The 22,061-nt window shown below is 71.8% G+C and carries 22 protein-coding genes; 4 read left to right on the forward strand and 18 right to left on the reverse strand.

Annotated features, from left to right (window positions below; translation table 11 throughout):
- The 11 genes from AWQ68_RS20940 to fakA all read right to left on the reverse strand — a co-directional run.
- On the reverse strand, nucleotides 1-2,758 hold a 2,758-nt coding region (locus tag AWQ68_RS20940), incomplete at its 3' end, for a chromosome segregation SMC family protein (RefSeq protein WP_066942751.1).
- A gap of 275 nt (nucleotides 2,759-3,033) precedes the next feature.
- Nucleotides 3,034-3,228 carry a hypothetical protein gene (locus tag AWQ68_RS20945; protein WP_061255024.1) on the reverse strand — a complete coding sequence of 65 codons (195 nt, stop codon included), beginning with the start codon at nucleotides 3,226-3,228 and terminating at the stop codon, nucleotides 3,034-3,036.
- A 188-nt stretch (nucleotides 3,229-3,416) separates the two neighbouring features.
- Nucleotides 3,417-3,686 (reverse strand): acylphosphatase, encoded by a 270-nt coding sequence (locus AWQ68_RS41125; RefSeq protein ID WP_084464245.1) that lies wholly within the window; start codon nucleotides 3,684-3,686, stop codon nucleotides 3,417-3,419.
- A gap of 34 nt (nucleotides 3,687-3,720) precedes the next feature.
- Nucleotides 3,721-4,635: a bifunctional DNA-formamidopyrimidine glycosylase/DNA-(apurinic or apyrimidinic site) lyase gene (gene mutM / locus AWQ68_RS20950; protein ID WP_066942754.1), complete on the reverse strand. Its 915-nt coding sequence runs from the start codon at nucleotides 4,633-4,635 to the stop codon at nucleotides 3,721-3,723.
- A 35-nt stretch (nucleotides 4,636-4,670) separates the two neighbouring features.
- Nucleotides 4,671-5,405: a ribonuclease III gene (gene rnc / locus AWQ68_RS20955; protein WP_157545557.1), complete on the reverse strand. Its 735-nt coding sequence runs from the start codon at nucleotides 5,403-5,405 to the stop codon at nucleotides 4,671-4,673.
- A gap of 250 nt (nucleotides 5,406-5,655) precedes the next feature.
- Nucleotides 5,656-5,835: a 50S ribosomal protein L32 gene (gene rpmF, locus AWQ68_RS20960; protein WP_066942756.1), complete on the reverse strand. Its 180-nt coding sequence runs from the start codon at nucleotides 5,833-5,835 to the stop codon at nucleotides 5,656-5,658.
- A 1-nt stretch (nucleotide 5,836) separates the two neighbouring features.
- Nucleotides 5,837-6,391, reverse strand: coding sequence for a YceD family protein (locus AWQ68_RS20965; protein ID WP_066942758.1), 555 nt, complete (start codon nucleotides 6,389-6,391; stop codon nucleotides 5,837-5,839).
- A gap of 70 nt (nucleotides 6,392-6,461) precedes the next feature.
- Entirely contained in the window at nucleotides 6,462-6,938 is a 477-nt protein-coding gene (gene coaD / locus AWQ68_RS20970; RefSeq protein WP_066942760.1) for a pantetheine-phosphate adenylyltransferase, read from the reverse strand.
- 15 nt (nucleotides 6,939-6,953) lie between these two features.
- Entirely contained in the window at nucleotides 6,954-7,523 is a 570-nt protein-coding gene (gene rsmD, locus AWQ68_RS20975; protein ID WP_066942762.1) for a 16S rRNA (guanine(966)-N(2))-methyltransferase RsmD, read from the reverse strand.
- A 397-nt stretch (nucleotides 7,524-7,920) separates the two neighbouring features.
- On the reverse strand, nucleotides 7,921-10,080 hold the full coding sequence (recG, locus tag AWQ68_RS20980) for an ATP-dependent DNA helicase RecG (RefSeq protein WP_066942764.1): 2,160 nt from the start codon (nucleotides 10,078-10,080) through the stop codon (nucleotides 7,921-7,923).
- A gap of 266 nt (nucleotides 10,081-10,346) precedes the next feature.
- Nucleotides 10,347-11,924 carry a DAK2 domain-containing protein gene (gene fakA / locus AWQ68_RS20985; protein ID WP_066942766.1) on the reverse strand — a complete coding sequence of 526 codons (1,578 nt, stop codon included), beginning with the start codon at nucleotides 11,922-11,924 and terminating at the stop codon, nucleotides 10,347-10,349.
- Nucleotides 11,925-12,143: 219 nt separating this feature from the next.
- Between fakA and rpmB the strand changes: the two genes are divergently transcribed.
- Entirely contained in the window at nucleotides 12,144-12,329 is a 186-nt protein-coding gene (gene rpmB / locus AWQ68_RS20990) for a 50S ribosomal protein L28 (protein WP_061255238.1), read from the forward strand.
- A gap of 105 nt (nucleotides 12,330-12,434) precedes the next feature.
- Here the strand turns inward: rpmB and thiD are convergent, their stop codons facing one another.
- Entirely contained in the window at nucleotides 12,435-13,232 is a 798-nt protein-coding gene (gene thiD / locus AWQ68_RS20995) for a bifunctional hydroxymethylpyrimidine kinase/phosphomethylpyrimidine kinase (protein WP_066942768.1), read from the reverse strand.
- A 187-nt stretch (nucleotides 13,233-13,419) separates the two neighbouring features.
- The gene (locus AWQ68_RS21000; RefSeq protein ID WP_066942770.1) at nucleotides 13,420-14,451 is read right to left on the reverse strand and encodes a thiamine-phosphate kinase; all 1,032 of its coding nucleotides are present in this window, start codon (nucleotides 14,449-14,451) and stop codon (nucleotides 13,420-13,422) included.
- Between the two features lie 64 nt (nucleotides 14,452-14,515).
- Here AWQ68_RS21000 and AWQ68_RS21005 point away from each other — a divergent pair, with 64 nt between their 5' ends.
- Together AWQ68_RS21005 and AWQ68_RS21010 are read left to right on the forward strand one after the other, a co-directional pair.
- Complete coding sequence (locus AWQ68_RS21005) at nucleotides 14,516-14,749, forward strand: Lrp/AsnC family transcriptional regulator (RefSeq protein ID WP_066942771.1); 234 nt, start codon at nucleotides 14,516-14,518, stop codon at nucleotides 14,747-14,749.
- 11 nt (nucleotides 14,750-14,760) lie between these two features.
- Entirely contained in the window at nucleotides 14,761-15,219 is a 459-nt protein-coding gene (locus AWQ68_RS21010) for a DUF3515 domain-containing protein (RefSeq protein ID WP_066942773.1), read from the forward strand.
- Between the two features lie 10 nt (nucleotides 15,220-15,229).
- Here the strand turns inward: AWQ68_RS21010 and AWQ68_RS21015 are convergent, their stop codons facing one another.
- From AWQ68_RS21015 to AWQ68_RS21030, 4 genes are all read right to left on the reverse strand, one after another.
- On the reverse strand, nucleotides 15,230-16,348 hold the full coding sequence (locus AWQ68_RS21015; protein WP_066942775.1) for a D-alanine--D-alanine ligase family protein: 1,119 nt from the start codon (nucleotides 16,346-16,348) through the stop codon (nucleotides 15,230-15,232).
- Nucleotides 16,349-16,388: 40 nt separating this feature from the next.
- Nucleotides 16,389-17,642 (reverse strand): trans-sulfuration enzyme family protein, encoded by a 1,254-nt coding sequence (locus tag AWQ68_RS21020; protein ID WP_066942777.1) that lies wholly within the window; start codon nucleotides 17,640-17,642, stop codon nucleotides 16,389-16,391.
- Between the two features lie 4 nt (nucleotides 17,643-17,646).
- A complete protein-coding gene (locus AWQ68_RS21025) occupies nucleotides 17,647-18,654 on the reverse strand; it encodes an NAD(P)H-dependent glycerol-3-phosphate dehydrogenase (protein WP_157545551.1) in 1,008 nt (335 codons plus the stop codon).
- A 139-nt stretch (nucleotides 18,655-18,793) separates the two neighbouring features.
- Nucleotides 18,794-19,513 carry a lysophospholipid acyltransferase family protein gene (locus tag AWQ68_RS21030; RefSeq protein ID WP_066942781.1) on the reverse strand — a complete coding sequence of 240 codons (720 nt, stop codon included), beginning with the start codon at nucleotides 19,511-19,513 and terminating at the stop codon, nucleotides 18,794-18,796.
- Between the two features lie 207 nt (nucleotides 19,514-19,720).
- On the opposite strand from AWQ68_RS21030, the gene cofC reads away from it, so the two are divergent.
- The gene (gene cofC, locus AWQ68_RS21035) at nucleotides 19,721-20,419 is read left to right on the forward strand and encodes a 2-phospho-L-lactate guanylyltransferase (protein WP_084464246.1); all 699 of its coding nucleotides are present in this window, start codon (nucleotides 19,721-19,723) and stop codon (nucleotides 20,417-20,419) included.
- A 74-nt stretch (nucleotides 20,420-20,493) separates the two neighbouring features.
- Here the strand turns inward: cofC and AWQ68_RS21040 are convergent, their stop codons facing one another.
- A complete protein-coding gene (locus AWQ68_RS21040) occupies nucleotides 20,494-21,987 on the reverse strand; it encodes an MFS transporter (RefSeq protein WP_066942783.1) in 1,494 nt (497 codons plus the stop codon).
- Between the last annotated feature and the right edge of the window lie 74 nt (nucleotides 21,988-22,061).

The following is a 22,061-nucleotide window of genomic DNA, read 5'->3' on the forward strand; positions in this document are numbered from 1 at the left end:
GCGCGGCCCGCGCGACGGCGGCGGCGATCTGCGCCTGCCTGCGCCGCCGCTCGCGCTGCGCGGCCGCCCGGGCGCGGTCCTCGCGCTCGCGCTGCGCGGCGCGCAGCAGTCCTTCGGCGCGCCCCGCGATGCCTCTGACCCGCTCCTCCGCGGTGCGTACGGCGAGCCGGGCCTCCATCTCGGACTGCCTGCTCACGCCGCAGGCGGCGGCCAGCTCGTCGCGCCTCTCGGTGGTGGGCTCGGCCTCCAGCTCCTGGGCGTACTCGGCCTCGGCCAGCCGCTCCTCCATCTCGGCCGCGTCCGCCTCCGCGGCCTGGCGGGCCTCCTCGGCGTCCTGTACGGCTTTCGCCAGCCGGGCGCCCTCGTCGTGGGCGGCCTTGACGGCGGCCTCCAGCCGGGCGAGCTGCTTGGCCGCGTCCGCCGCCCGGCGGTCGGCGTCCCGCTGCTTGGATCGGACCCGGTCCAGCACACCCTGCGCCGCGTTCAGGCCGCTCTGCGCGGTGTTGACGGCGTTCTGCGCGGCACTGACTCCGGTTTGGGTCTCGTTCACGCGGGCCTGCGCCGCCTCGAGCGCGAGCTGGGCCTCGGCCTCCGCGGCGACGGCCTGCTCCAGGAGTTCGGCGTTCTCCTCCGCGGCGGCGCGGGCGGCCTCCAGATCGACGGTCGCCTCGTCGAGCGCGGCCCGCATCTGCAGGGCCGAGCCGCCGTCGCCGGAGCCGCCCCTGGCCTCGTACGCGCCGAGCAGGTCGCCCGCCCGGGTGACGGCCCGGATGCCCGGATGGCCCTCCACGACCTTGCGCGCGGCGGCGAGGTCCTCGACGACCAGGACCCCCGACAGGACGGCGTCCACGGCGGCGCGCAGTTCGTCCGGCGCGGTGACGAGATCGGCGGCCCAGACCGCGCCGGCGATGGGCACGGGGGGACGCGCCTTGCCGCGCTCATGCTCGTGCTCGGTCGAGGCGATCAGAAGTCCGGCCCGCCCGCCGTCACCGTCCCGCAGGTGTTCGAGCGACGCGACCGCCGCCTCCAGCGAGGCCACGGCGACCGCGTCGGCGGCCAGCACGGCCGCGACGGCCGCCTCGGCTCCCGCGCGTACGGCGAGCATGGTCGCGACGGGGCCGAGCAGGCCGGGGATGCCCGCGCCGAGCAGCGCGGCGGCCCCGTCGGCCCCCTGGGTGAGGCTCATCTCCAGGGCCTCGCGGCGGGCCTCGAGAGCGGCGACGGCGCGCTGCGACTCCTGATCGGCGGCGCGGGCCGCGGCGACCGCGGACGTGGCGGCGGCGAGCGCCGCCCGGGGACCGGCGACGGCCTCCTTGGCCCGCTCGACGGCCTCCTTGGCCTCGTCCACCACCTCCCTGGCCGACTCGACGGCGGCACGGGCGATCTCCACGCCCTCCTCGGCCCCGTCCAGCTCGGCGACGAGGGCCGGGTCGGCGGCGGGCTCGTCGAGCTCGTGGGCGTCGCAGTCGGCCTGGGCATGCTCGGCCCGCAGGCGCGCCTCCTCATGGGCGCGGGAGAGCCGGCCGATCTCCTCTCCGGCGGCCCGGGCCCGGCTTCTGGCGGACTCGGCCTGGCCGCGCAGCCGGGCCAGGCCCTCCCGGCGGTCGGCCGCGGCCCGAGCGGCGGCGGCCAGCCTGCGCTCCTCCAGGCTCAGCGCCTCCTCGGCCTCGGCACGGATCTCCACCGCGGCCGACAGCCGTTCGCGCGCCTCGTCGAGCTCCTCCGACAGGACGCGCTCCTTCTCGCGGACCTCGGCGGCCTCCCGCTCGAACTCCTCGGGGTCGCGGCCGCGCCGCTCGATCGACGCCGCGTCGGCGGCGTGCCGTTCGCGCTCCAGAGCGAGCCCCTCGACGCCGCGCAGCCGTTCCCGCAGGGCGGAGAGCCGGTAGAACGTCTCCTGGGTGGCGGTGAGCCGCGGCTGGGCCTCGGCCGCCGCGGCCTCCAATTCGGCCTCGCGCCGCTGGTCGCGCCCGAGGTCGGCCTCGACCTGCGCCCGCCGGGCCTGCACGGCCGCCTCGTCCGCGGCCTCACGTTCGAGGGTCTCGCGGAGGGTGACGACGTCGTCGGCGAGCAGCCGCAGGCGGGCGTCGCGCAGGTCGGCCTGGATGACGGCGGCCTTGCGGGCGATCTCCGCCTGACGGCCCAGCGGCTTGAGCTGGCGGCGCAGCTCGGTCGCGAGGTCCTGCACGCGGTTGAGGTTGGCCTGCATCGCGTCGAGCTTCCGCAGCGCCTTCTCCTTGCGCTTGCGGTGCTTGAGAACGCCCGCGGCCTCCTCGATGAACGCCCTGCGGTCCTCGGGGCCGGCGTGCAGGACCTGGTCGAGCTGGCCCTGGCCCACGATGACGTGCATCTCACGGCCGATGCCGGAGTCGGAGAGCAGTTCCTGGATGTCGAGGAGCCGGCAGGTGTCGCCGTTGATGGCGTACTCGCTCTGGCCCGAGCGGAACATGAGGCGACTGATCGTCACCTCGGTGTAGTCGATCGGAAGCGCGCCGTCGGAGTTGTCGATCGTGAGCGTGACCTCGGCCCGGCCGAGGGGCGGCCGGCTGGAGGTGCCGGCGAAGATGACGTCCTCCATCTTGCCGCCGCGCAGCGACTTGGCACTGTGCTCGCCCATAACCCAGGCGAGGGCGTCGACGACGTTGGACTTGCCGGAGCCGTTGGGGCCGACCACGCAGGTGATGCCGGGCTCGAACCGGAGGGTGGTCGCGGAGGCGAAGGACTTGAAGCCGCGCAGGGTCAAGGTCTTCAGATACAACGACCGGCCCCCTCCCTGCCCAGCTTTGCCGGAAGACTACCGGTCCCCTGGGACGGGAGGCATCGGATATCACCCGAAGCGGTGCCGAGTGCCGCACGACGGACCCGATATGGAATGCCCCTGGGGACAACTTTGTGCGGAATCGGGATTATCGAACCGTCGACGGGAAGGCGTATCAGGACGAATGCGTTTAAACCGGCCACGGAAATGGATGGGGATATACAAATGACAAGGGACGCCTTTGGCAGGCGTCCCTGACGGTGATTCCTCCGGCCTCAGGTGAGAGCCGGCTCACGATCCTGTAGCCGGACCAGTGCCTCATCCCGAGACTGCGCCGCCAGCGCGTCGTTCTGTGCCTGGAGCCGGGTGAGTTCTGCCTCCAGGTCCCGGATGCGCTGCTGGAGGCGACGCATTTCGGAGACCATCCGAGGATCAGGACCGCCGACGTGGCCGAGTAGAGCCTTCGCCATAGTAAAGGGTCCTCCACGCTGAGTGACCAGACTGGTTCGCGCACTTCATGCCGCGGGAGGGGTGCGCGTGGTTCCTCTCAAGAGTCGCACCGGCATTGGAGGCGGTCAAGTTGAACGCTTCACTCAGACGCACCGATGGACACTCTCGGCATGTAAATATACCGCATTTGCGACGTCCGAAGGAAGGGCTATCGCTCGACAAAACCCACCAAACCGCCCTTTGCGTCACTCCAACGTTCTGTAACGCCGTCCACTCTCCCGGGCGTGTCACCACTTCTGAGCAGCCCGAGGAGCGACTCACACGATTCCCGTGTACCTTCCGCCACGACCTCAACCCTGCCATCCGACAGATTCGACGCCCAGCCGGCCAGCCCGAGCTCCAGCGCCCTGGCCCGGGTCCACCAGCGGAACCCCACGCCCTGCACCCGTCCACGCACCCACGCCGTCAACCGGATCATGACTCACAGTATCCCGGAGGCTCTCGGCACGGGCTCAGGGACGGGCGTCCCTGGGGCGCGGCTGGCATCGGGGGCAGCTGTAGGAGGACCTGTTCATGAACGCCTCCCGCCTGATCGGGGTGCCGCAGCGGCGGCACGGCTCGTCGCGCCTCCCGTACACGGCGAGCGACCGGTCGAAGTAGCCGCTCTCACCGTTGACGTTCACGTACAGGCTGTCGAAGGACGTGCCGCCCTCGTTGAGGGCCTCGCTCATCACGGCGCGGGCGGCCGCGAGCAGCTCGGTGATCTTCTTCGTGGGCAGCGACTCGGTGGGCCGGGCCCAGTGCAGCCGCGCCCGCCACAGCGCCTCGTCGGCGTAGATGTTGCCGACCCCGCTGATCAGCGACTGGTCGAGCAGCGCCCGCTTGATCCCGGTATGGCGGCGGCGCAGCCGGGCCGCGAACTCCGCGTCGTCGAACACGTCCTCGAACGGGTCGGGCGCGATGTGCGCCACCGGCTCCGGCACCGGACGGACCCGCCCGCCGCGCGACGGCGGCTCGGGCGCCGTCAGGGGCGCGACGAGGAGGTGGCCGAACGTGCGCTGGTCGACGAACCGCAGGTCGGGCCCGCCGTCGGCGAAGCCGATCCGGACCCGGAGGTGCTTCTCCAGCGGGGCGTCCGGCTCGATGACCAGGAGCTGGCCGCTCATGCCCAGATGGGCGAGCAGGGCCTCCCCCGCCTCTCCCTCGGGTCCGCCGGGCTCGACGCCCTCGTCACCGAGGGGAAGCCACAGGTACTTGCCGCGCCGCTCGGCGGAGCGGATCTCGCGCCCCTTGAGCTGGTCGGCGAGCTCACCCGCGTTCCTGCGCACCGCGCGCGGGTGCAGCACCTCGGCCGACGCGATCGTCCGGCCGGAAACCCAGCGTTCGAGGCCGCGCCTGACGACCTCGACCTCGGGCAGCTCAGGCATCCCGTCCCCTCAACTCGCCCGCGCCGGAGCGCGGCTCAGCCCTGGCCGAGCCCGGCGCCTTCCCTGGCCTCGCGAATGGCGCGGATCGCCGTCCACGCCGCCTCCGCGGCCTGCTGCTCCGCCTCTTTCTTGCTGCGCCCCGCGCCGGTGCCGTACTCGGTGCCGCCGACGTGGACGGTCGCCACGAACGACTTCGCGTGATCGGGGCCGCTCTCCGCGACGTGGTACTCCGGGACGCCGAGCATCTCGGCGGCGGTCAGCTCCTGCAGCGAGGTCTTCCAGTCGAGGCCCGCCCCCAGGGAGGCCGACCGCGTGATCAACGGGTCGAAGAGCAGGTGCACGACGCGGAACGCCTCGTCCAGGCCCTTGTCGACGTAAACCGTGCCGATCAGCGCCTCAAGGGTGTCGGCGAGGATCGAGGACTTGTCCCGTCCGCCGGTGCCTTCCTCGCCTCGGCCGAGGCGGAGGTACTTCCCGAGGTCCAGGCCGCGCGCCACGTCCGCGAGGGCGCGCATGTTGACCACGGCGGCGCGCAGCTTGGCGAGCTGCCCCTCAGGAAGGTCCGGGTGCCCCCGGAACAACGTGTCGGTGACCACCAGCCCGAGCACCGAGTCCCCCAGGAACTCCAGGCGCTCGTTCGTGGGCAGGCCGCCGTTCTCGTACGCGTAGGACCGGTGCGTGAGCGCCCGCTCCAGAATGTCCGTACTGAGTGCCACGCCGATCTCGCGTGCCAGCTCGTCCCTGGCGATCTCGACTGCCACCGGCTTCATCGCTGCGCCCACCGCTCCTCCTGTTCACCTGTGCATGGCGAGGCCGCACGGTGACCGGTCCGGTGATAAGCCCGAAGACGTGGTGGGCGCCGGTTCCCCGCTCATCGGGGCCTCCCGGCGTCCACCACGGCCGCGGGCACGTCCGCCTGTCGTCGTGCCTCCGCCCGCCACCGTACGCGCTGAAAGCAAGGTAACGCCGACCGGGGCGTCTTGACGACCCGGTCGGCGTTCCGCTCCGCTTGTCGCGCGATCAGGCCGACGGCTCGATGACCTGACGGCGGTTGTAGGTGCCACAGCTCGGGCACGCCACGTGCGGGCGCTTCGGCGAGCGGCACTGGGGGCAGCTCACGAGCGAGACCGCGGCGGCCTTCCACTGGGACCTGCGGGCGCGGGTGTTGCTCCGCGACATCTTCCGCTTGGGGACGGCCACGTCAACCCTCCTGATCGTCTTTCTTGTCCACAACCAAACCCTGCAGCGACGCCCAGCGCGCGTCGATCCGCTCATGCCCGTGGTCCGGGCCGGCTTCCGCCAGCTTGACCCCGCATTCCGTGCAGAGACCGGGGCAGTCTTCACCGCACACCGGGCTCAGCGGCAGTGCGAGCACCACCGCGTCGCGGAATATCGGCTCGAGATCGAGCAGTTCGCCGTCGAGGAGCAAGTCGTCCTCTCCGGCGTCCTCCGCCGAGTAGAAGAAAAGCTCCTGGAACCCGACCTCGATCTCCGAGGTCAGCGGATCCAGGCAGCGCGAGCACTCCCCGCTGAGAGGAGCCTGCGCCGTGCCCGTGACGAGCACGCCTTCCATCACCGCCTCGAGCCGGATGTCCAGCTCGACGTCGGCGTCCTTGGGGACGCCGATCATTCCGACCGCGAGGTCCGCCGGTGCCGGAAGAACCGGACTGATCCTGCGCATCGACCCCGGTCGCCGTCCCAGATCGTGAGTGGAGATCACCCATGGGGCTCGGGGGTCGAGGCTGTGCAGAGTCATCCTGCTCTCGTTAGGCATGACGAATCACCGCCGTCGTGCAAGGCCGGATAGAAAGGATACCAGCCGGTGGTCAGCCCCTGAGCCGCTCGATGAGCAGCCGCTGGACGAGGTCAGGGACCAGGCCGGATACGTCCCCACCATACCGTGCGATCTCCTTCAACCTGCTCGACGAGAGGAAGGAGTACTCCGGGTTGGTGGACATGAACAGCGTCTCCACCCCGGACATGCGGTAGTTGAGCTGCGCCATCTGGAGCTCGTAGTCGAAGTCGCTGACCGCCCGCAGGCCTTTCACGATCGCCGGGATGTCGTGCTGGCGGCAGAAGTCGACCAGCAGCCCGTGGAACTTCTCGACCCGGACGTTCCCGTACTCCTTGGTCACCGCCTGGAGCATGTCTATCCGCTCGTCCACGGTGAACAGGCCGGTCTTCTCGATATTGATCAACACGGCCACGACAACCTCGTCGTACAGCCGGGAGGTCCGGCCGATGATGTCCAGATGTCCGTTGGTCACGGGGTCGAACGACCCCGGGCATACGACGCGACGCAAGGCGCACCCCCAGGTTTACGGGTTCCCGGCTGCGTGACCGTACCAAACGGCCGCTTCCCCGTAACGGCGGACCCTGTCCTCCTCGAAGCCCTGCGGCCAGACCAGGTCCTTCCCCCTGGACTCGCGCTCGACGGCGACCAGCGTGCCCTCGCCGACCCACCCTTCGGAGCGCAGCGCCTCCAGCACCCGGGTGACGGTCTCGTCGCTGACGGAGTACGGCGGGTCCGCGAACACGAAGTCGTACGGCTCGGCAGACCCCTGGGCCAGCACCCGCTCGACCTTCTCCGCCCTGAGCACGGCGCCGGGCAGGCCGAGGGCGGCGATGTTCTGCCTGATCGTCCGTACGGCCTTGGCGTCCGACTCGACGAGGAGGGCGTGGCTCGCGCCCCTGCTCAGCGCCTCCAGGCCGACCGCCCCCGACCCGGCGTAGAGATCGAGGACCCGGGCTCCGTCAAGCGAGCCCAAAAACGACCCCACCGTGGAGAACAACCCCTCCCTGGCACGATCGCTCGTCGGCCTGGTGCCCCTGCCCGGTGGCACGGCCAGCCTGCGTCCTCCTGCGCTGCCTGCGATGACCCGCGTCATCCGTTCATTGTCCCGCTCCGATGAGGAGGCTCGGGACGGCGGTACGCCCACGCCCGGGCGGCCCCTGGCGGATCAGGGCGGTCAAGAGTGGGCAAGCGGCGGCGACGAATGGGTAAGAGCGGTATCGCACGGCCCGCGCGTTCCGCATGATGATTCTGCGGCCTTCAAGGTGACCCAGGGGAAGGCCGGCCGGCGTGGTCGTGAGCCCTTCCGCACGCCGGCGCCCTCGGCACCTGACCCGAGGGTGGGCCCAGCCGGGGACGGCATTCGGGGGGAGGCCGTCCCAAGGCTGGGCCCTGGGTCATTCTTTGTGTGCGCGGCCGGCGGCCGCCACGGTTTCGCGATCATCGCGCTCGGGCGGGGCCGTTCACGACTTCTCCGTTCACGCCCTCTCCGTTCACGCCTTCTCCAGGAACTCGGCGCGCTCGTCGCCCAGGAGAGCGTCGAGCTCGGCCCGCAGGACCGGATGGTCCGCCAGCTCGGGATCGGCCGTCAGCAGCGCGCTCGCCTCCTCCCGCGCCGCCTGGATCACGTCCTCGTCACGGAGCAGCTGCAGCATCTTCAGCGACGACTTGCGCCCCGACTGCGCGGCCCCGAGCACGTCCCCCTCGCGGCGCTGCTCCAGGTCCACCCGGGACAGCTCGAAGCCGTCCAGGGTGGTGGCCACCGCGTCCAGGCGGGTACGCGCCGGGGTGCCGGCGGCGGCCTCGCTCACCAGCAGGCACAGCCCCGGCAGGCCGCCCCGCCCGACCCGGCCGCGTAGCTGGTGCAACTGCGAGACGCCGAACCGGTCCGCGTCCATGATCACCATGACTGAGGCGTTCCTCACATCGACGCCGACCTCGATCACCGTGGTGGCCACGAGCACGTCGATCTCGCCCTTCGTGAAGGAGCGCATCACCGCGTCCTTCTCCTCCGGGGGGAGCTTGCCGTGCAGGACGCCCACCCGCATGCCGTGCAACGGGCCCTCGGCCAGCATCTCCGCCACCTCGATCACCGCGAGCGGCGGCCTGCGCTCGTCGTCCTCCTTGCCGAGGTCGCCCTCGTCGCCCTCCTGATCGCCGATGCGGGGGCAGACGACGTACGCCTGGCGGCCGAGCCCGACCTCCTCGCGTACCCGCTCCCAGGCGCGGTCGAGGAAGTGGGGCTTCTCGGCGGCCGGCACCACATGGGTGGTGATCGGCGCGCGGCCGGACGGCAACTGCGACAGCGTGGAGACCTCCAGGTCGCCGAACACCGTCATCGCGACCGTCCTCGGGATCGGGGTGGCGGTCATCACCAGCACGTGGGGACGGCCGCCGCCGCCCTTCTCGCGGAGCGCGTCGCGCTGCTCCACGCCGAAGCGGTGCTGCTCGTCCACCACGACCAGGCCGAGATCGGCGTACTGGACGTGCTCCTGGATCAGCGCGTGGGTGCCGACCACGATGCCGGCGGCTCCCGAGGCGGCGTCGAGCAGCGCGCTCCGCCGCGCCGCCGCGCCCATGGAACCGGTCAGCAGGGTCACGCCGGTGCCGCCGAACATGCCGCCGGTCGCGAGATCGCCGAGCATCCCGGTGATCGAGCGGTGATGCTGCTGGGCCAGGACCTCCGTCGGGGCGAGGAGCACCGCCTGCCCGCCCGAGTCGACCACCTGGAGCATCGCCCGCAACGCGACGACCGTCTTGCCCGCGCCCACCTCGCCCTGCAGCAGCCGGTGCATCGGGTGCTCGAGGGCCAGGTCCGCGGCGATCTCCTCGCCGACCCGGCGCTGCCCCTCGGTGAGCTCGAACGGCAACCGCGCCTCGAAGTCGCGCAGCAGGCCGTCGGGACGCCCCGGCCTCGGGCGGGCCGGCCAGGCGGAGGCCTCCAGCCTGCGCCTGGCCAGCACGGACTGGAGCAGGAACGCCTCGTCGAACTTCAGCCGCCTGCGAGCCAGGGAGATGTCGGCCTGGCTCCTGGGCCGGTGAATGTGGCGCAGCGCCACCTCAAGCTCGGGAAGATCGTGTCGGTGCCTGATCTCGGCCGGGAGCGGGTCGTCCAGCGCCAGCACGTCGAGCACGATGCGTACGGCCCGGCGGATCGTCCACGTGGCCAGCCCCTGGGCGGAGGGGTAGATCGGCACCGGAGCGGCGGCGAACTCGGCCGCGTCCTCGATCTCCTCCGTCTCGTACTCGGGATGGGTGAGCGAGACCCGGCGCCTGCCGCCCTGCAGCGGGAAGACGTTGGCCTTGCCCGAGAACATCGCCTCGGTGCCCGGGGTCAGCCGCTGCTCCGCCACGAAGGCGCCCTTGCCGAAGAAGGCGAGGTGCAGCCGCTCCTGCCCGTCGGTCACCTCGACGTCCAGCCAGGTGCCCTGCCGGTTCTTCATCGGCCGCCGTTGCAGCGCGGCCACCCGGGCCACGACCGTGACGTGCTCGTCGTGCTGCAGCGAAGAGATCGGCGTCAGCTCGCCGCGCTCGGCGTAGCGCCGAGGGTAGTGGCGGAGCAGCTCCCCCACGGTGGCGATGCCGAGCGCGCGCTCCAGCGGGCCGGCCGTGCGGCCCAGCGCCCGCTTCAGCGGCTCGTCGAACCTCGTCATGCGCCCCCCTCACGTGACGGGATCGTGTCCTGCGCCGCGACCGCACGCGGCGCGACGCCCCGCGCGCCCGGCGGACGAGACGCGACGGCCGGAAAACGCGCGGTCACGGAGATAAGTTCTACCGCCGGTGACCGACAGAAATCACCCGGGCGTCGGCCCGGCCCCGCCGACGCCCGTGGCGTCACGCGGGCGAAGCCCGCCCTTCCGGGCGGACACGATGACAGCGGACACCTGCCCTTCCGATGGGACGTGCCCTGGGGGGATGGTCATTCCACGCCGATGAGCAGCGGGTAGCCGCCCTGTCCCCCCTCGTAGACGACCACCTCGACGTCCGGGCGCACCCGGGCCAAATGGTTCCGTACGGCTCCCTCCGGGGCGGCGGAGGCGGCGCCGGTCACCAGCGTCACCAGTTCGCTGCTCGACGACATCATGCGGTCGGCGACCCGCACCGCCACGTCGGCGAGATCGGCGCCGATGAGGGCGACGTCGCCGTCGACGACGCCGAGCACGTCACCCGGACTGCACAGTCCCGCGCTGGTCACGGCCTCCCGGTCGGCCACCCACACGTGCCCGTGCCGGGTGTGTCCCGCCGCGTCGGTCATCGCCACGACGTCGTCGTCGAAGCGGCGCAGCGGATCGTGCACCGCGAGCGCGGCGAGCCCCTGGACCGACGCCCTGGTCGGCAGCACGCTGACCGTCAGCCCCTCCTCACGGGCGATCTCCGCGGCCGCCACGGCCACCGCGTGCGCGCCGCTGTCATTGGGCAGCACCGCCACCTCGCTCCCCGCCTCCCTGATCGCCGCGAGCACGGCGGCGAGGGGCGGAGTGGCGCCGGGCTCGCGCCGTACGACGACGGCCCCGGCCCGGCGGAAGAGCGCGGCGAGGCCGTCGCCCGCCGCGATCGCGACCACACCGCGCGCCGGGGCGGGCTCGTGGACCCGGCCACCGAGGTGGGTCACGCGGATGCGGTGCGGGCGCCCGACCGCGATCGCCGCCTCGATCGCGGCACCGGCGTCGTCCACGTGCACGTGGACGTTCCAGAGACCGTCGCCGCCGACGATCACCAGCGAGTCGCCCAGCGCGTCCAGTTCGGCCCTGAGGCGGCCGACCGCCTCCTCGGACGCGTCCAGGAGGTACATCACCTCGTATCCCGGCACGGCCTCGCGGCTCTTCTCCCGCGCCTCCTCGGCCGGGGCCCGCCCGGCCGCGGGGGCGGGGACCTCGTGCCGCTCGCTGAACGCCTCGGCGACCACTTCGGCCAGGGACTCCAGGATGATCACCAGACCCGCGCCGCCCGCGTCGACCACGTGGTTCCTGGCCAGCACGTCGAGCTGCCGCGTGGTGCGGCGCAGCGCCCTCCGCGCCTCCTCAGCCGCGATCCGCGCGACATCGCCGAGGTCGTCGGAGGCCTGCCGTACGGCCTCGGCGACGGCCGACAGAACGGTCAGCACGGTGCCCTCGACCGGCCGCATCACGGCGGCCCTGGCCATCTCGGCGGCCCGCGCCAGCGCCCGGCGCAGGTCTGCTCCGCGCCCGTCGGCGCGTCCGAGCACCTCGGCCAGCCCGCGTATCGCCTGGCTGACGATCACTCCCGAGTTGCCCCGGGCGCCGAGCAGCGCCCCCTGGGCGAGCGCCTGCCACGTCCGGTCGCGCCCCGCGTCGCCGGGCAGGCCGTCCAGCGCCTCCGCGGCGGAGAGCACGGTGAGGTGCAGGTTCGTCCCGGTGTCGCCGTCGGGGACGGGGAAGACGTTGAGCGCGTCTATCTCCGACCTGGCCCGGCCGAGCGCGTCCGCGCACCGGCGCGACCAGCGGCGTACGGCCGGCGGGTCGAGCACCTCAAGCATGAACGTCGCCCCTTCGCTCCGGTGACCCGCACGCGTGGCGCCGCCCAGATGCGCTACCGTTGGTCGCTACGAGATTATCCCCGTTCGCCGGGATCCCGTTTGGCGTGCAACGGCTGACATCGGATATCCTCGTGTGGCCAGCCGGTTGCCCCGGCACGCTCGGATGAGCCGCTTCTCAGCGGACCGGGCCGATTCGACTGATCTGAAGGAGCGATGACCGTGGCTTCCGTCTGCGACGTCTGCGCTAAGAAGCCGACTTTCGGCAACAACGTCTCCCACTCGCACCGCCGCACCCGCCGCCGCTGGAACCCGAACATCCAGACCGTGCGTGCGACGGTCAACGGGACGCCGAAGCGGATGAACGTGTGCACTTCCTGCATCAAGGCAGGTAAGGTCACCCGCTGACCCCACTTCTTTCGAAGCCCGTCACCGATCTGGTGGCGGGCTTTCGCGTTGCCCGGGCCCGCCGCCCCGGGTCTCTCGCGCGCCGCGCGGGCCGCGCCCGGCCGGTCAGGCGGTGCGCCAGCGCCACCCATGGTCGACGGGGCCGATGCCCGCGCCGAGCGGGAAGCCGCGCGCGATCGCGCCGGTGACGTACTCCTTGGCCTGCCGTACGGCCTCGGGCATGTCGTCGCCGAGGGCGAGGCGGGAGGCGATGGCCGAGGCGAGCGTGCACCCGGTGCCGTGCGTGTGGCGGTTGTCGAGGCGCTCCGCGGTGAAGCGGTAGCTCCGGTCTCCGTCGGTCAGCAGGTCCACCGGAGCGCCGGACAGGTGGCCGCCCTTGATGAGCGCCCAGCGCGGCCCGAGCGCGAGCACGGCCTCGGCCGCGCGCGGCAGGTCGTCCTCGTCCTCGACCTTGACCGAGGTGAGCTGCTCGACCTCCCAGAGGTTCGGCGTGACCACGGTCGCGACCGGCAGCAGCAGTTCCTTGACCGTCTCGACCGCCTCGGGCGCGAGCAGCGCGTCCCCGTGCTTGGAGACGCCGACCGGATCGACCACGACGGGGGCCGCCACGCCGGCGAGCGTGCGGGCGACCGTCTCCACGAGCACCGGAGAGGCCAGCATCCCGGTCTTGACGGCCTGGACGCCGATGTCGCCGAGCACGGAGTCGAGCTGTGCCCGGACCGCCTCCTCCGGCAGCTCCCAGTACCCCTGGACGCCGAGCGAGTTCTGCGCGGTCACCGCGGCGATCACGCTCATGCCGTGCACCCCGAGAGCCAGCATCGTCTTGAGGTCGGCCTGGATGCCGGCGCCGCCGCCGGAGTCGGAGCCGGCGATGGTGAGGACACGCGCGGGAGTGGAGGTCATGCCCCTATCAAACCAGGACATTTCCCCACCCTTGCCATACGACCTTTCCCCGTACCCGACGCGCCTCCGTCGCCCCGCAGCAGCCGGGCCGACCGACCGGCTGCGGCGTGGTGGCCGGGCCGGTCGGGTGCGGCGTCCGGGGGCGTTTCATGGCCAAGGGGCGAACCGCCTCCCCGGCATTTCCCGATCAGCCGCGCGAATTGCGGAAATGATCCCAGCCGCCCCGCGTGTCGGCGCGTCCGGCGACGTGGACCCCCTGCCCCTCCGCGATCCGGCCGATCACCAGCCATGGGTCCGGGAGGCGTATGTCAGAGGGGAAGACGGCGGCGAACGCGTGGTCGTCCCCTCCGGTGAGGATCCACTCCAGCGGGTCGGCGCCCAGCGCGCGGGCGGCCTCGGCGAGCGCCGGGCCGACGGGGAAGGCGTCGGGGTCGAGCTCGATCCGGACGCCGCTCGCCTCCGCGATGTGGCCGAGGTCCTGCAGGAGCCCGTCGCTCACGTCGAGCATGGCTGTCGCGCCGAGCCGGGCCGCGCCGGGACCGCAGGCGTACGTGGGCCGTGGACGGCGGTGGGCGTCGACGAGAACGGACAGCCACTCCTCGATCTCACCGTCCCCGGCGACCACACGGCCTTCCGCACCGCTCCGGTCCGCCGGAGGGCCGGAAACGACGTCCGGGCCCACCCGGCCGGCCTGCAGCAGCGCCAGTCCCGCGGCGGCGTGGCCGAGGCGGCCCGCGACCGCGACGACCTGCCCGGGGCGGGCGCCCGACCTGGTCACCGGCCGCCTACCGCCGAGGTCGCCGAGCGCGGTGACGCCGAGCACCACCGTGTCGGAGCGGGAGATGTCTCCGCCCGCCACGCTCGCCCCGACGAGCGCGCACTCGTCCCGGAAGCCGTCGGTGAGGGCGTCCAGCCAGTCCGTGGTGACGTCGGCGGGCATCCCCAGGCCGACGAAGATCGCCGTTGGATCGGCCCCCATAGCCGCTATATCGGAAAGATTCTGAGCTGCCGCTTTCCGCCCGATGTCATAGCCACTGGACCAATTGCGACGGAAGTGCCTACCCTCGATTAGGAGATCCGTACTTACGACGACCCGCCCGTCCGGCGCGCTCAGAACGGCGGCGTCGTCTCCAGGTCCGAGCAGTACGGCCGCACCCTGCGGCAATCGCCCAGCGATACGTCCAATTACACCGAATTCGCCAAGATCTCCGACTGTGATGGCACACCCCTAGTGCATTCGAGGTACGGTACGCTCCGGCACTGATCTCTATCCGGAGGGCGTTATGGTGCAGGCCTACATCCTTATCCAGACCGAGGTCGGCAAGGCGGCCAATGTGGCCGGCCAAATCGCCGGGATCACCGGCGTCACCCAGGCGGAGGATGTCACCGGTCCCTACGACGTGATCGTTCGGGCCGAGGCCCGTAACGTCGACGAGCTGGGCAAGCTCGTGGTGGCCCAGATTCAGGCTGTGGAGGGCATCACGCGTACTCTTACATGTCCGATAGTCCACATCTGACCTGGGAAGAGATGCGAAGACTGATCCCCCCGGCCCGGCCGGTGGCCGTGTTGGCGGCCGGGATGCTCGCCGTACTGTCCCTCTCCGCCTGCTCCGGCGCGGTTCGGGTGGAGCCGCCGAAGCCGGAGGGGGCCGCGGCCGCGGCGTGCCAGAAGCTCGCCACCGCGCTTCCCGGCCGGCTCGACGGCGCGGAGCGGGTGGAGAGCGACCCGCCCTCGCCGTACGTCGCGGTGTGGGGAGCAGGCGAGATCGCCCTCCGATGCGGGGTGGAGCGGCCCGCCTCGATGGCGGCCACGGACCAGGCGAGCGACCTCGACGGCGTCACCTGGTTCGAGGATCCCAAGCTCCCGGCGCTGTTCACCGCGATCAACCGCGCGGCGTACGTCGAGGTGACGATCTCCGGGAAGCACGTTCCCGGAGAGGTGATGGTGGATCTGGCCGGCCCGATCAAGTCGTCCGTCCCCGAGTGACCGGCCCGGCTCAGCGCAGCCCCGCCGGGCGTTCGAGCGCGAGCCGGATCAGGTGATCGACGAGCTCCGCGTACGGCAGGCCGGTCGCGGCCCAGAGCTGCGGCGCGACCGAGAGCGACGTGAAGCCGGGCATCGTGTTGATCTCGTTGAGGATGAGCTCGCCGGAGGGCGTGTAGAAGAAGTCCACCCGGGACAGCCCCTCGCACGACAGCGCTTCGAAGGCCCGCACGGCCATGGAGCGCACCGCCTCGGCGGTCTCCGCCGGGATGTCGGCGGGCGCGGCGAGCGCCATCTGGTCGGGGTAGTACTTCGCCTCGAAGTCGAAGAACTCGCGCTCGCCCCGCACCAGCACCTCGCCGGGGACACTCGCCTTCGGGGGCGCGTCGCCGAGGGACTCGAGCACGGCGCACTCGACCTCCCGGCCCGCGATCGCGGCCTCGACCAGCACCTTGGGGTCGTGCTCACGGGCGAAGTCGATCGCGGCTTCCAGCGACTGCAGGTCGTGCGCCTTGGAGATGCCCTGTGAGGATCCGGCGCGGGCCGGCTTGACGAACACCGGCCAGCCAAGCTCCTCGACCTCCTTGAGCACCCTCCCGCGGTCGGTGCGCCAGTCGCGGTCGCGGACGACGACGAACGGCCCGACCGGCAGCCCCGCCGCCTTGAGCACGAGCTTCATGTACGCCTTGTCCATGCCGACCGCGCTCGCCAGCACGCCGGAGCCGACGTAACGCACCCCGGCCATCTCCAGGAGGCCCTGGATGGTGCCGTCCTCGCCGAACGGCCCGTGCAGCATCGGGAAGACCACGTCCACCTCGCCGAGCGAGCGCGGGATCTGCCCGGGGTCGAGCGCGACGAGCGACCCGGAGTCGGACGGCAGGGCGAGCGCCGTGTCGGACTCGCCGACGACCGGCAGACGGCCGTCCTCAATCGCGTAACTCTGCCCCTCGGACACCAGGACCCAGCGTCCGTCGGGAGCGATGCCGACCGGGATGACCTCATACCTCGACCGGTCGATCGCGCTGATCACGCTGCCCGCGCCCATCAGCGACACCGCGTGCTCGGAATTGCGTCCGCCGAAGACGACGGCGACTCGGATCGGCCGGGAAGGCACCTCGCGCTGCTCGTTCATGATGCTCGAATGTACCGCTTCCGGGCGGGGAACCCGCTTGTCAGGCCCGCGTGTGACCGTTCGAGCGCATGGCGTCGAGCGCCTGCGTCACGTCCATGATCAGGTCCTCCGCGTCCTCCAGCCCGATCGAGAACCGTACGGCTCCCGCGTCCATGCCGGAGAGCGCCTCGTCCGGACGGGCCGCCGAGGCGAGGTGCACGGCCGTGGTCCGGGTCCCGCCGAAGGAGCCCGCGATCCGGGCGAGCCGCAGGGCGTCGGCCAGCGCGGCCCCGGCGTCGTGCCCTCCGTAGACGGTCACGGTGACGCAGCCGCCGAACCGGGTGCCCTCGGGGCCGGAGTCGAACAGGTGGCGGGCGAGCTGGTGACCCGGGTGGGCGGGCAGACCGGGGTAGTCCACCCGGCGCACCACCGGATGCTTGGCCAGCGAGGCGGCGAACACCATCGCGGTCGAGCAGATCCGGCGCATCCGCAGGGTCATCGTCTCCATGCCGCGACGCAGCAGGAACGCGTCGTCCGGGGACAGCGACGCGCCCGTGTCCACCCGGACCTCGCGGATCAGGTTGATCAGGTCGGGCCGCCCGACGACCACGCCTCCGGAGCAGTCGTCGTGCCCGCCGACGTACTGCGTGGCCGAGTGGACCACCAGATCGGCCCCGTGCTCCAGCGGACGGCACACGACGGGCGTGGCGAGGGTCGAGTCGACCACCAGCAGCGCTCCGGCGTCCCTGGCGATCCGGTAGAGGCCCCGGATGTCGGCCACCGCCATGGTGGGGTTGGCCAGCGTCTCGGCGTAGACGATCTTCGTGGTGGGCCGGATCGCGGCGTGCACCCGGCGCAGGTCGGAATAGTCGACGAAGTCGGCCGCGATGCCGAACCGGGACAGCACGTTCGTGAGCAGGGAGTGGGTTCCGCCGTGGACCGGCGCGGGCGCGAGGACGTGCGCGCCCGTACGCAGGAGGGACAGGAACACGGCGGTGGTGGCCGCCATGCCGGAGGGGAACGCCTGGCCGGCGACGTCCTCGGGCGCCGCCGCGCCCTCCATCGCGGCCATCGCCGCAGCGAACGCGGCGACCGTCGGGTTGTCGGCCCGGTTCTCGACCAGTCCGGACGACCGGTCGGCCGCCGAGCCGGCCGGCCAGGAGGAGCCGTACTGACCGGGCGACCCGGGCGGGGCCGGGCCCCAGCCGGAGGTCCGCCAGACGGGCAGGCCGGTCGGGACCTCGCGCGGCAGCTGAGGCGGCGGCAGATGCACCGCGCGGGAGTTCTCCCCGAGTCTCCTGCGCCCGCGCCTCATGGGGCTACACGCCGTAACGCTCCGGTTTCGGGGTTCGCGACATCAGGAGCATCGCCGCCTCGGACGGGGCCATGCCGTCGTGGACCACGCCGACCACGACCTCGGTGATCGGCATCTCCACGTCGTGTTTCCTCGCCAGCTCGAGAACCGACTCGCACGATTTGACTCCCTCGGCGGTCTGCTTCGTCACCGCGACGACCTCGGCCAGGGTCATCCCGCGCCCCAGATTCTCACCGAAGGTGCGGTTTCTGGACAATGGGGAGCTGCACGTCGCCACCAGATCGCCCATTCCGGCGAGGCCGGCGAACGTGTGTTGATCGGCCCCGAGCGCCGCGCCGAGCCGGGCGATCTCGGCGAGGCCGCGGGTCATGAGCGTCGCGGCCACGTTGTCTCCGAGCCCCATGCCGACGGCGACACCGACCGCGAGCGCGATCACGTTCTTCACCGCGCCGCCGAGCTCGACGCCGACGACGTCCGGGTTGGTGTACGTGCGGAACGACGGCAGGTGGCAGGCGTCCTGGAGCCGCCGCGCGACCTCCTCGTCCGAGCAGGCCACCACCGCGGCGGCGGGCTGCCGCCGGGCGAGCTCGGGGACGAGGTTCGGCCCCGACACCACCGCCACCCGCTCAGGGGGCACGCCCGCGACCTCGCAGATGACCTCGCTCATCCGCTTGCAGGTGCCCCGCTCGATGCCTTTCATGAGGCTGACCAGCACGGCGTCCGGCGGGAGGTGCGGCTTCCACGCGGCGAGGTTGTCGCGGAGCGTCTGGGCCGGTACTGCGAGGACCACGAAGTCGGCCCCCTCCATCGCCTCCGCCGGATCGGTGGTGGCGCGCAGGCTCTCCGGCAGCCGCAGCCCGGGGAGGTACTCCGGGTTCTCATGCCTCTCGTTGATCGCGTCGACGACCGAGGCCCGTCTCCCCCACAGCGTCGTGTGGGTGCCCGCCTCCGCGAGGATCATCGCGAACGTGGTCCCCCACGAGCCAGTACCGAAAACGACAGCCCTGCTCACCGCTCGCTCACCACTCCTCGTCATCCGGCGGGACGGCCTCGTCTCCCGGCCGGCCGTTCCACTCGCCATGCCGGCCCCGCTGCCCGCTCGCCGGTCGCGCCCGCTCCCCGCGCGTCGTCACTCTCACCGTACGCGCTTGTCAGGAGTGAGCCGTGTTTTTCGGGTCATATGGGCTTTCCGGCGCTTCCTCCTTGCGGATCTCCGCGAGTTGGGTGGTGATGGCGGTCATGATGTCGGCGGTCGCCTCGCGCAGGATCGTGCCGCGCATCGGCTGGCCCTGGTACTTCGACAGGTCGACGGGCGGGCCGGCCAGCACCCGGAACGTCTTGCGGGGGAACACCCGGGGCTTCTTCTCGCCGTACGGCAGGAGCTCGTGGGCGCCCCAGTGAGCGAGCGGGATCACGGGCGCGCCGGTCGCGAGCGCCAGCCGCGCCACGCCGGTCTTGCCCACCATGGGCCACATGTCCGGGTCGCGGGTGATCGTGCCCTCGGGATAGAAGATGACGCAGCCCCCGTCCCGGAGCCGCTGCTCGGCGGTCTTCAGGGACTGGGTGGCCTCGGTGCTGCCCCGGTGAACCGGGATGGCCAGCAACTGGGTGACGATGTACCCGAGCACCGGGATCTTGAAGAGCCCCGACTTGGCGAGGATCACCGGCCAGCGCCCCTGGTTGTACAGGTAGTGCGAGAGCAGGACGGGGTCCGACCACGACATGTGGTTGGCCGCGATGATCACACCTCCGGAGCGGGGCACGAACTCCCCTCCGCGCCAGACATGCCTGATCAGCAGGAACGACAGCGGCTTCACGATCAGGGCGGCCAGGAATTCCCAGAACCAGGAGGGACGGCTACGGCGTTTCATTTCTACTCCTCGTGTGCCGGCCGGACGGGGAACCACAGCGCGCCGCGCCGGCTCCGCGCGCCCCTCCCGGCGGGAACGCGGGCGCGTGCCATCGCGCCTCGTCGTCCGCCCACTCGCTCCTCCACGTACTGATCCGCCGCTCCCGGCGGCGGGTGCCCCAAGTCTCCCGGTTGGCTCCCGGCACTGTCGAGGCGGGAAGCTTACGTTATGCAGCTCACGCGATGGACCCTCGTGGTGCCGGTGAAGACCATCATCAGGGCGAAGACCCGTCTGGCGGGCGCGGCGGGGCCGTACCGCGCCGAGCTGGCGGTGGCGCTGGCGTGCGACACGGTGACCGCGGCGCTGAGCTGCCCCCGCGTCCACCGCGTGATCGTCGTCACCGCGGACCCCGTTCCGGCGGAACGGCTGGCCGCGCTGGGCGCCCACGTGGTGACCGACCCCGACCAGGGGCTCAACACCGCGCTGCGCTTCGGCGCCGCCGAGGCCGTACGGCTCGCGCCGGGCGACGCGATCGGGGCGCTCCAGGCGGATCTGCCCGCGCTGCGCCCCGCGGAATTGGACCGGGTCCTCGCGGCCGCCGAGGAGTTCGACCAGGCGTTCGTCCCCGACGCGGCCGACGTCGGGACCACCTTCTACGGCGTACAGCCGGGCGTGTCCTTCCGGCCCCGCTTCGGCGGCGAGTCGAAGGCCCGGCACCTGTCCGGCGGGGCGAAGGAGCTGGTCATGGACGGCATCGCCTCAGTCCGCAGGGACGTGGACACGGTGGAGGACCTGCGCGAGGCGCTCGCTCTGGGCCTGCCCGCCACCACTTCGGGCGTGGTCGCGCGGATCCAGCCCCCGATCATCGGCGCCGCGTCACACGGGCAGGGTGGGGAAACGGGCGTGGCCACGCGATCGGAGAGGTGATCGCGCGGCCACGCGGACGACGGTTCCCGGATGTGATCGGATCTGATCGGATCTGATCGGAGGGGCATCTCAGGTCAGGCGGACACGGCCTCCTTCGCCGCCTCCGCTTCGAGGGCGTCCTCCTCGCGGGCGTACTTCGGCAGGAGGAAGGCGACCACGAACGTGAGCAGCAGCATGCCCACCACGACCCACAGCGTGACCTTCATGGCGTGGTCGAAGCTCGTGCCGGTGGGGACCGGGCCGAGCAGGTCGAAGAAGACCGTGCCGAGCAGGGCCACGCCGAACGCGTTGCCGAGCTGCTGCACCGCGGTCAGCGTGCCCGACGCCGACCCGGTCTCGTGCTGCTCGACGCCGGCGAGCACGATGTCGAAGAACGGACCCATGAGCAGGCCCATGCCGATGCCGGTCACGATCAGGGCGGGCGCGAGCTGCCACGGCGTGACCCCGATCCCGGCCAGGTCGATGGTCAGGTAGACGCCGGCCGCGCCGAGGGCCATCACGAGCGCTCCGCCGTGCAGGACCTTGCGGCCGAACCGCTTGACGGCCTGCATGATGCCCATGCCGAGGATCATGCCGATCGACCAGGGCACTCCGGCGAGACCGGCCTTGATCGGCGAGTAGCCCAGCCCGATCTGGGTGTAGAGGTTGAAGACCAGCATGAACCCGGCCATGCCGGAGAAGAAGACGACGCCGGTCAGCAGGCCGCCGGTGAAGGCGCGCTTCCGGAACAGGCTCGGCACGATCAGCGGGTCGCCCCCGGCCCGGCTCTTACGCGACTCGAACCACCCGAAGAACGCGAAGCCGACGACGGACACGCCGATCATCACGAACGCCCAGGCCGGCCAGTCGTTCTCCCGGCCCTGAACCAGCGGGAAGATGATCAGTACCGCCGCCAGCGAAGCGATGATGACGCCGGGGATGTCCAGCCGCAGCGGGTGCGGTGACCGAGACTCCGGCAGGAAACGGATGGCCCCGGCGAGCGCGGCCAGGCCGAGCGGCAGGTTGATGAAGAAGATCATGCGCCAGCCGGTGCCGAAGAAGTCCGCGTCCACCAGCCAGCCCGCGAGGATCGGGCCGCCGACCGAGGCCAGGCCCATGACCGGCCCGAACAGGACGAAGGCGGACTGCATCTCCTTGGGCGGGAACATCTCCTTGATCATCCCCAGCCCCTGCGGCAGCATGACGGCCCCGAACAGGCCCTGCACCACACGCGCCGAGATCAGCATCTCGGGCGACTGGGCGACGGCGCACAGCAACGACCCGACGACGAATCCCCCGGCGCCGATGGCGAACATCTTCTTGCGTCCGAAGATGTCGCCCATCCGGCCGCCGGTGAGCAGACCGGTCGTCATGGCCAGCGTGTACGCCGCGCCCAGCCACTGAAGCGTGCTCTCGCTGCCGCCGAGCTCGGCCCTGATCGTCGGTCCGGCGATGTTGGTGACCATCGCGTCGAGGAGGTCCATGACCTCGGCGGCGAGGATCACGAAGAGAGCGGCCCAACGCCACCTGTACGGCGCCGGCTCGTGGGCGGGCGGCGCGGATGCCACCGCCTCGTCGGATGCGGTCATGGTTCCCTCCAGGAACGAGTAAGAACGCTGTTCAGTAAAGCAGATCGATGTTCTATCATCGAACGGCGTTCATC

This window comes from Microtetraspora fusca (genome assembly GCF_001570365.1).
In the GTDB taxonomy this organism is placed as follows: domain Bacteria; phylum Actinomycetota; class Actinomycetes; order Streptosporangiales; family Streptosporangiaceae; genus Microtetraspora; species Microtetraspora fusca.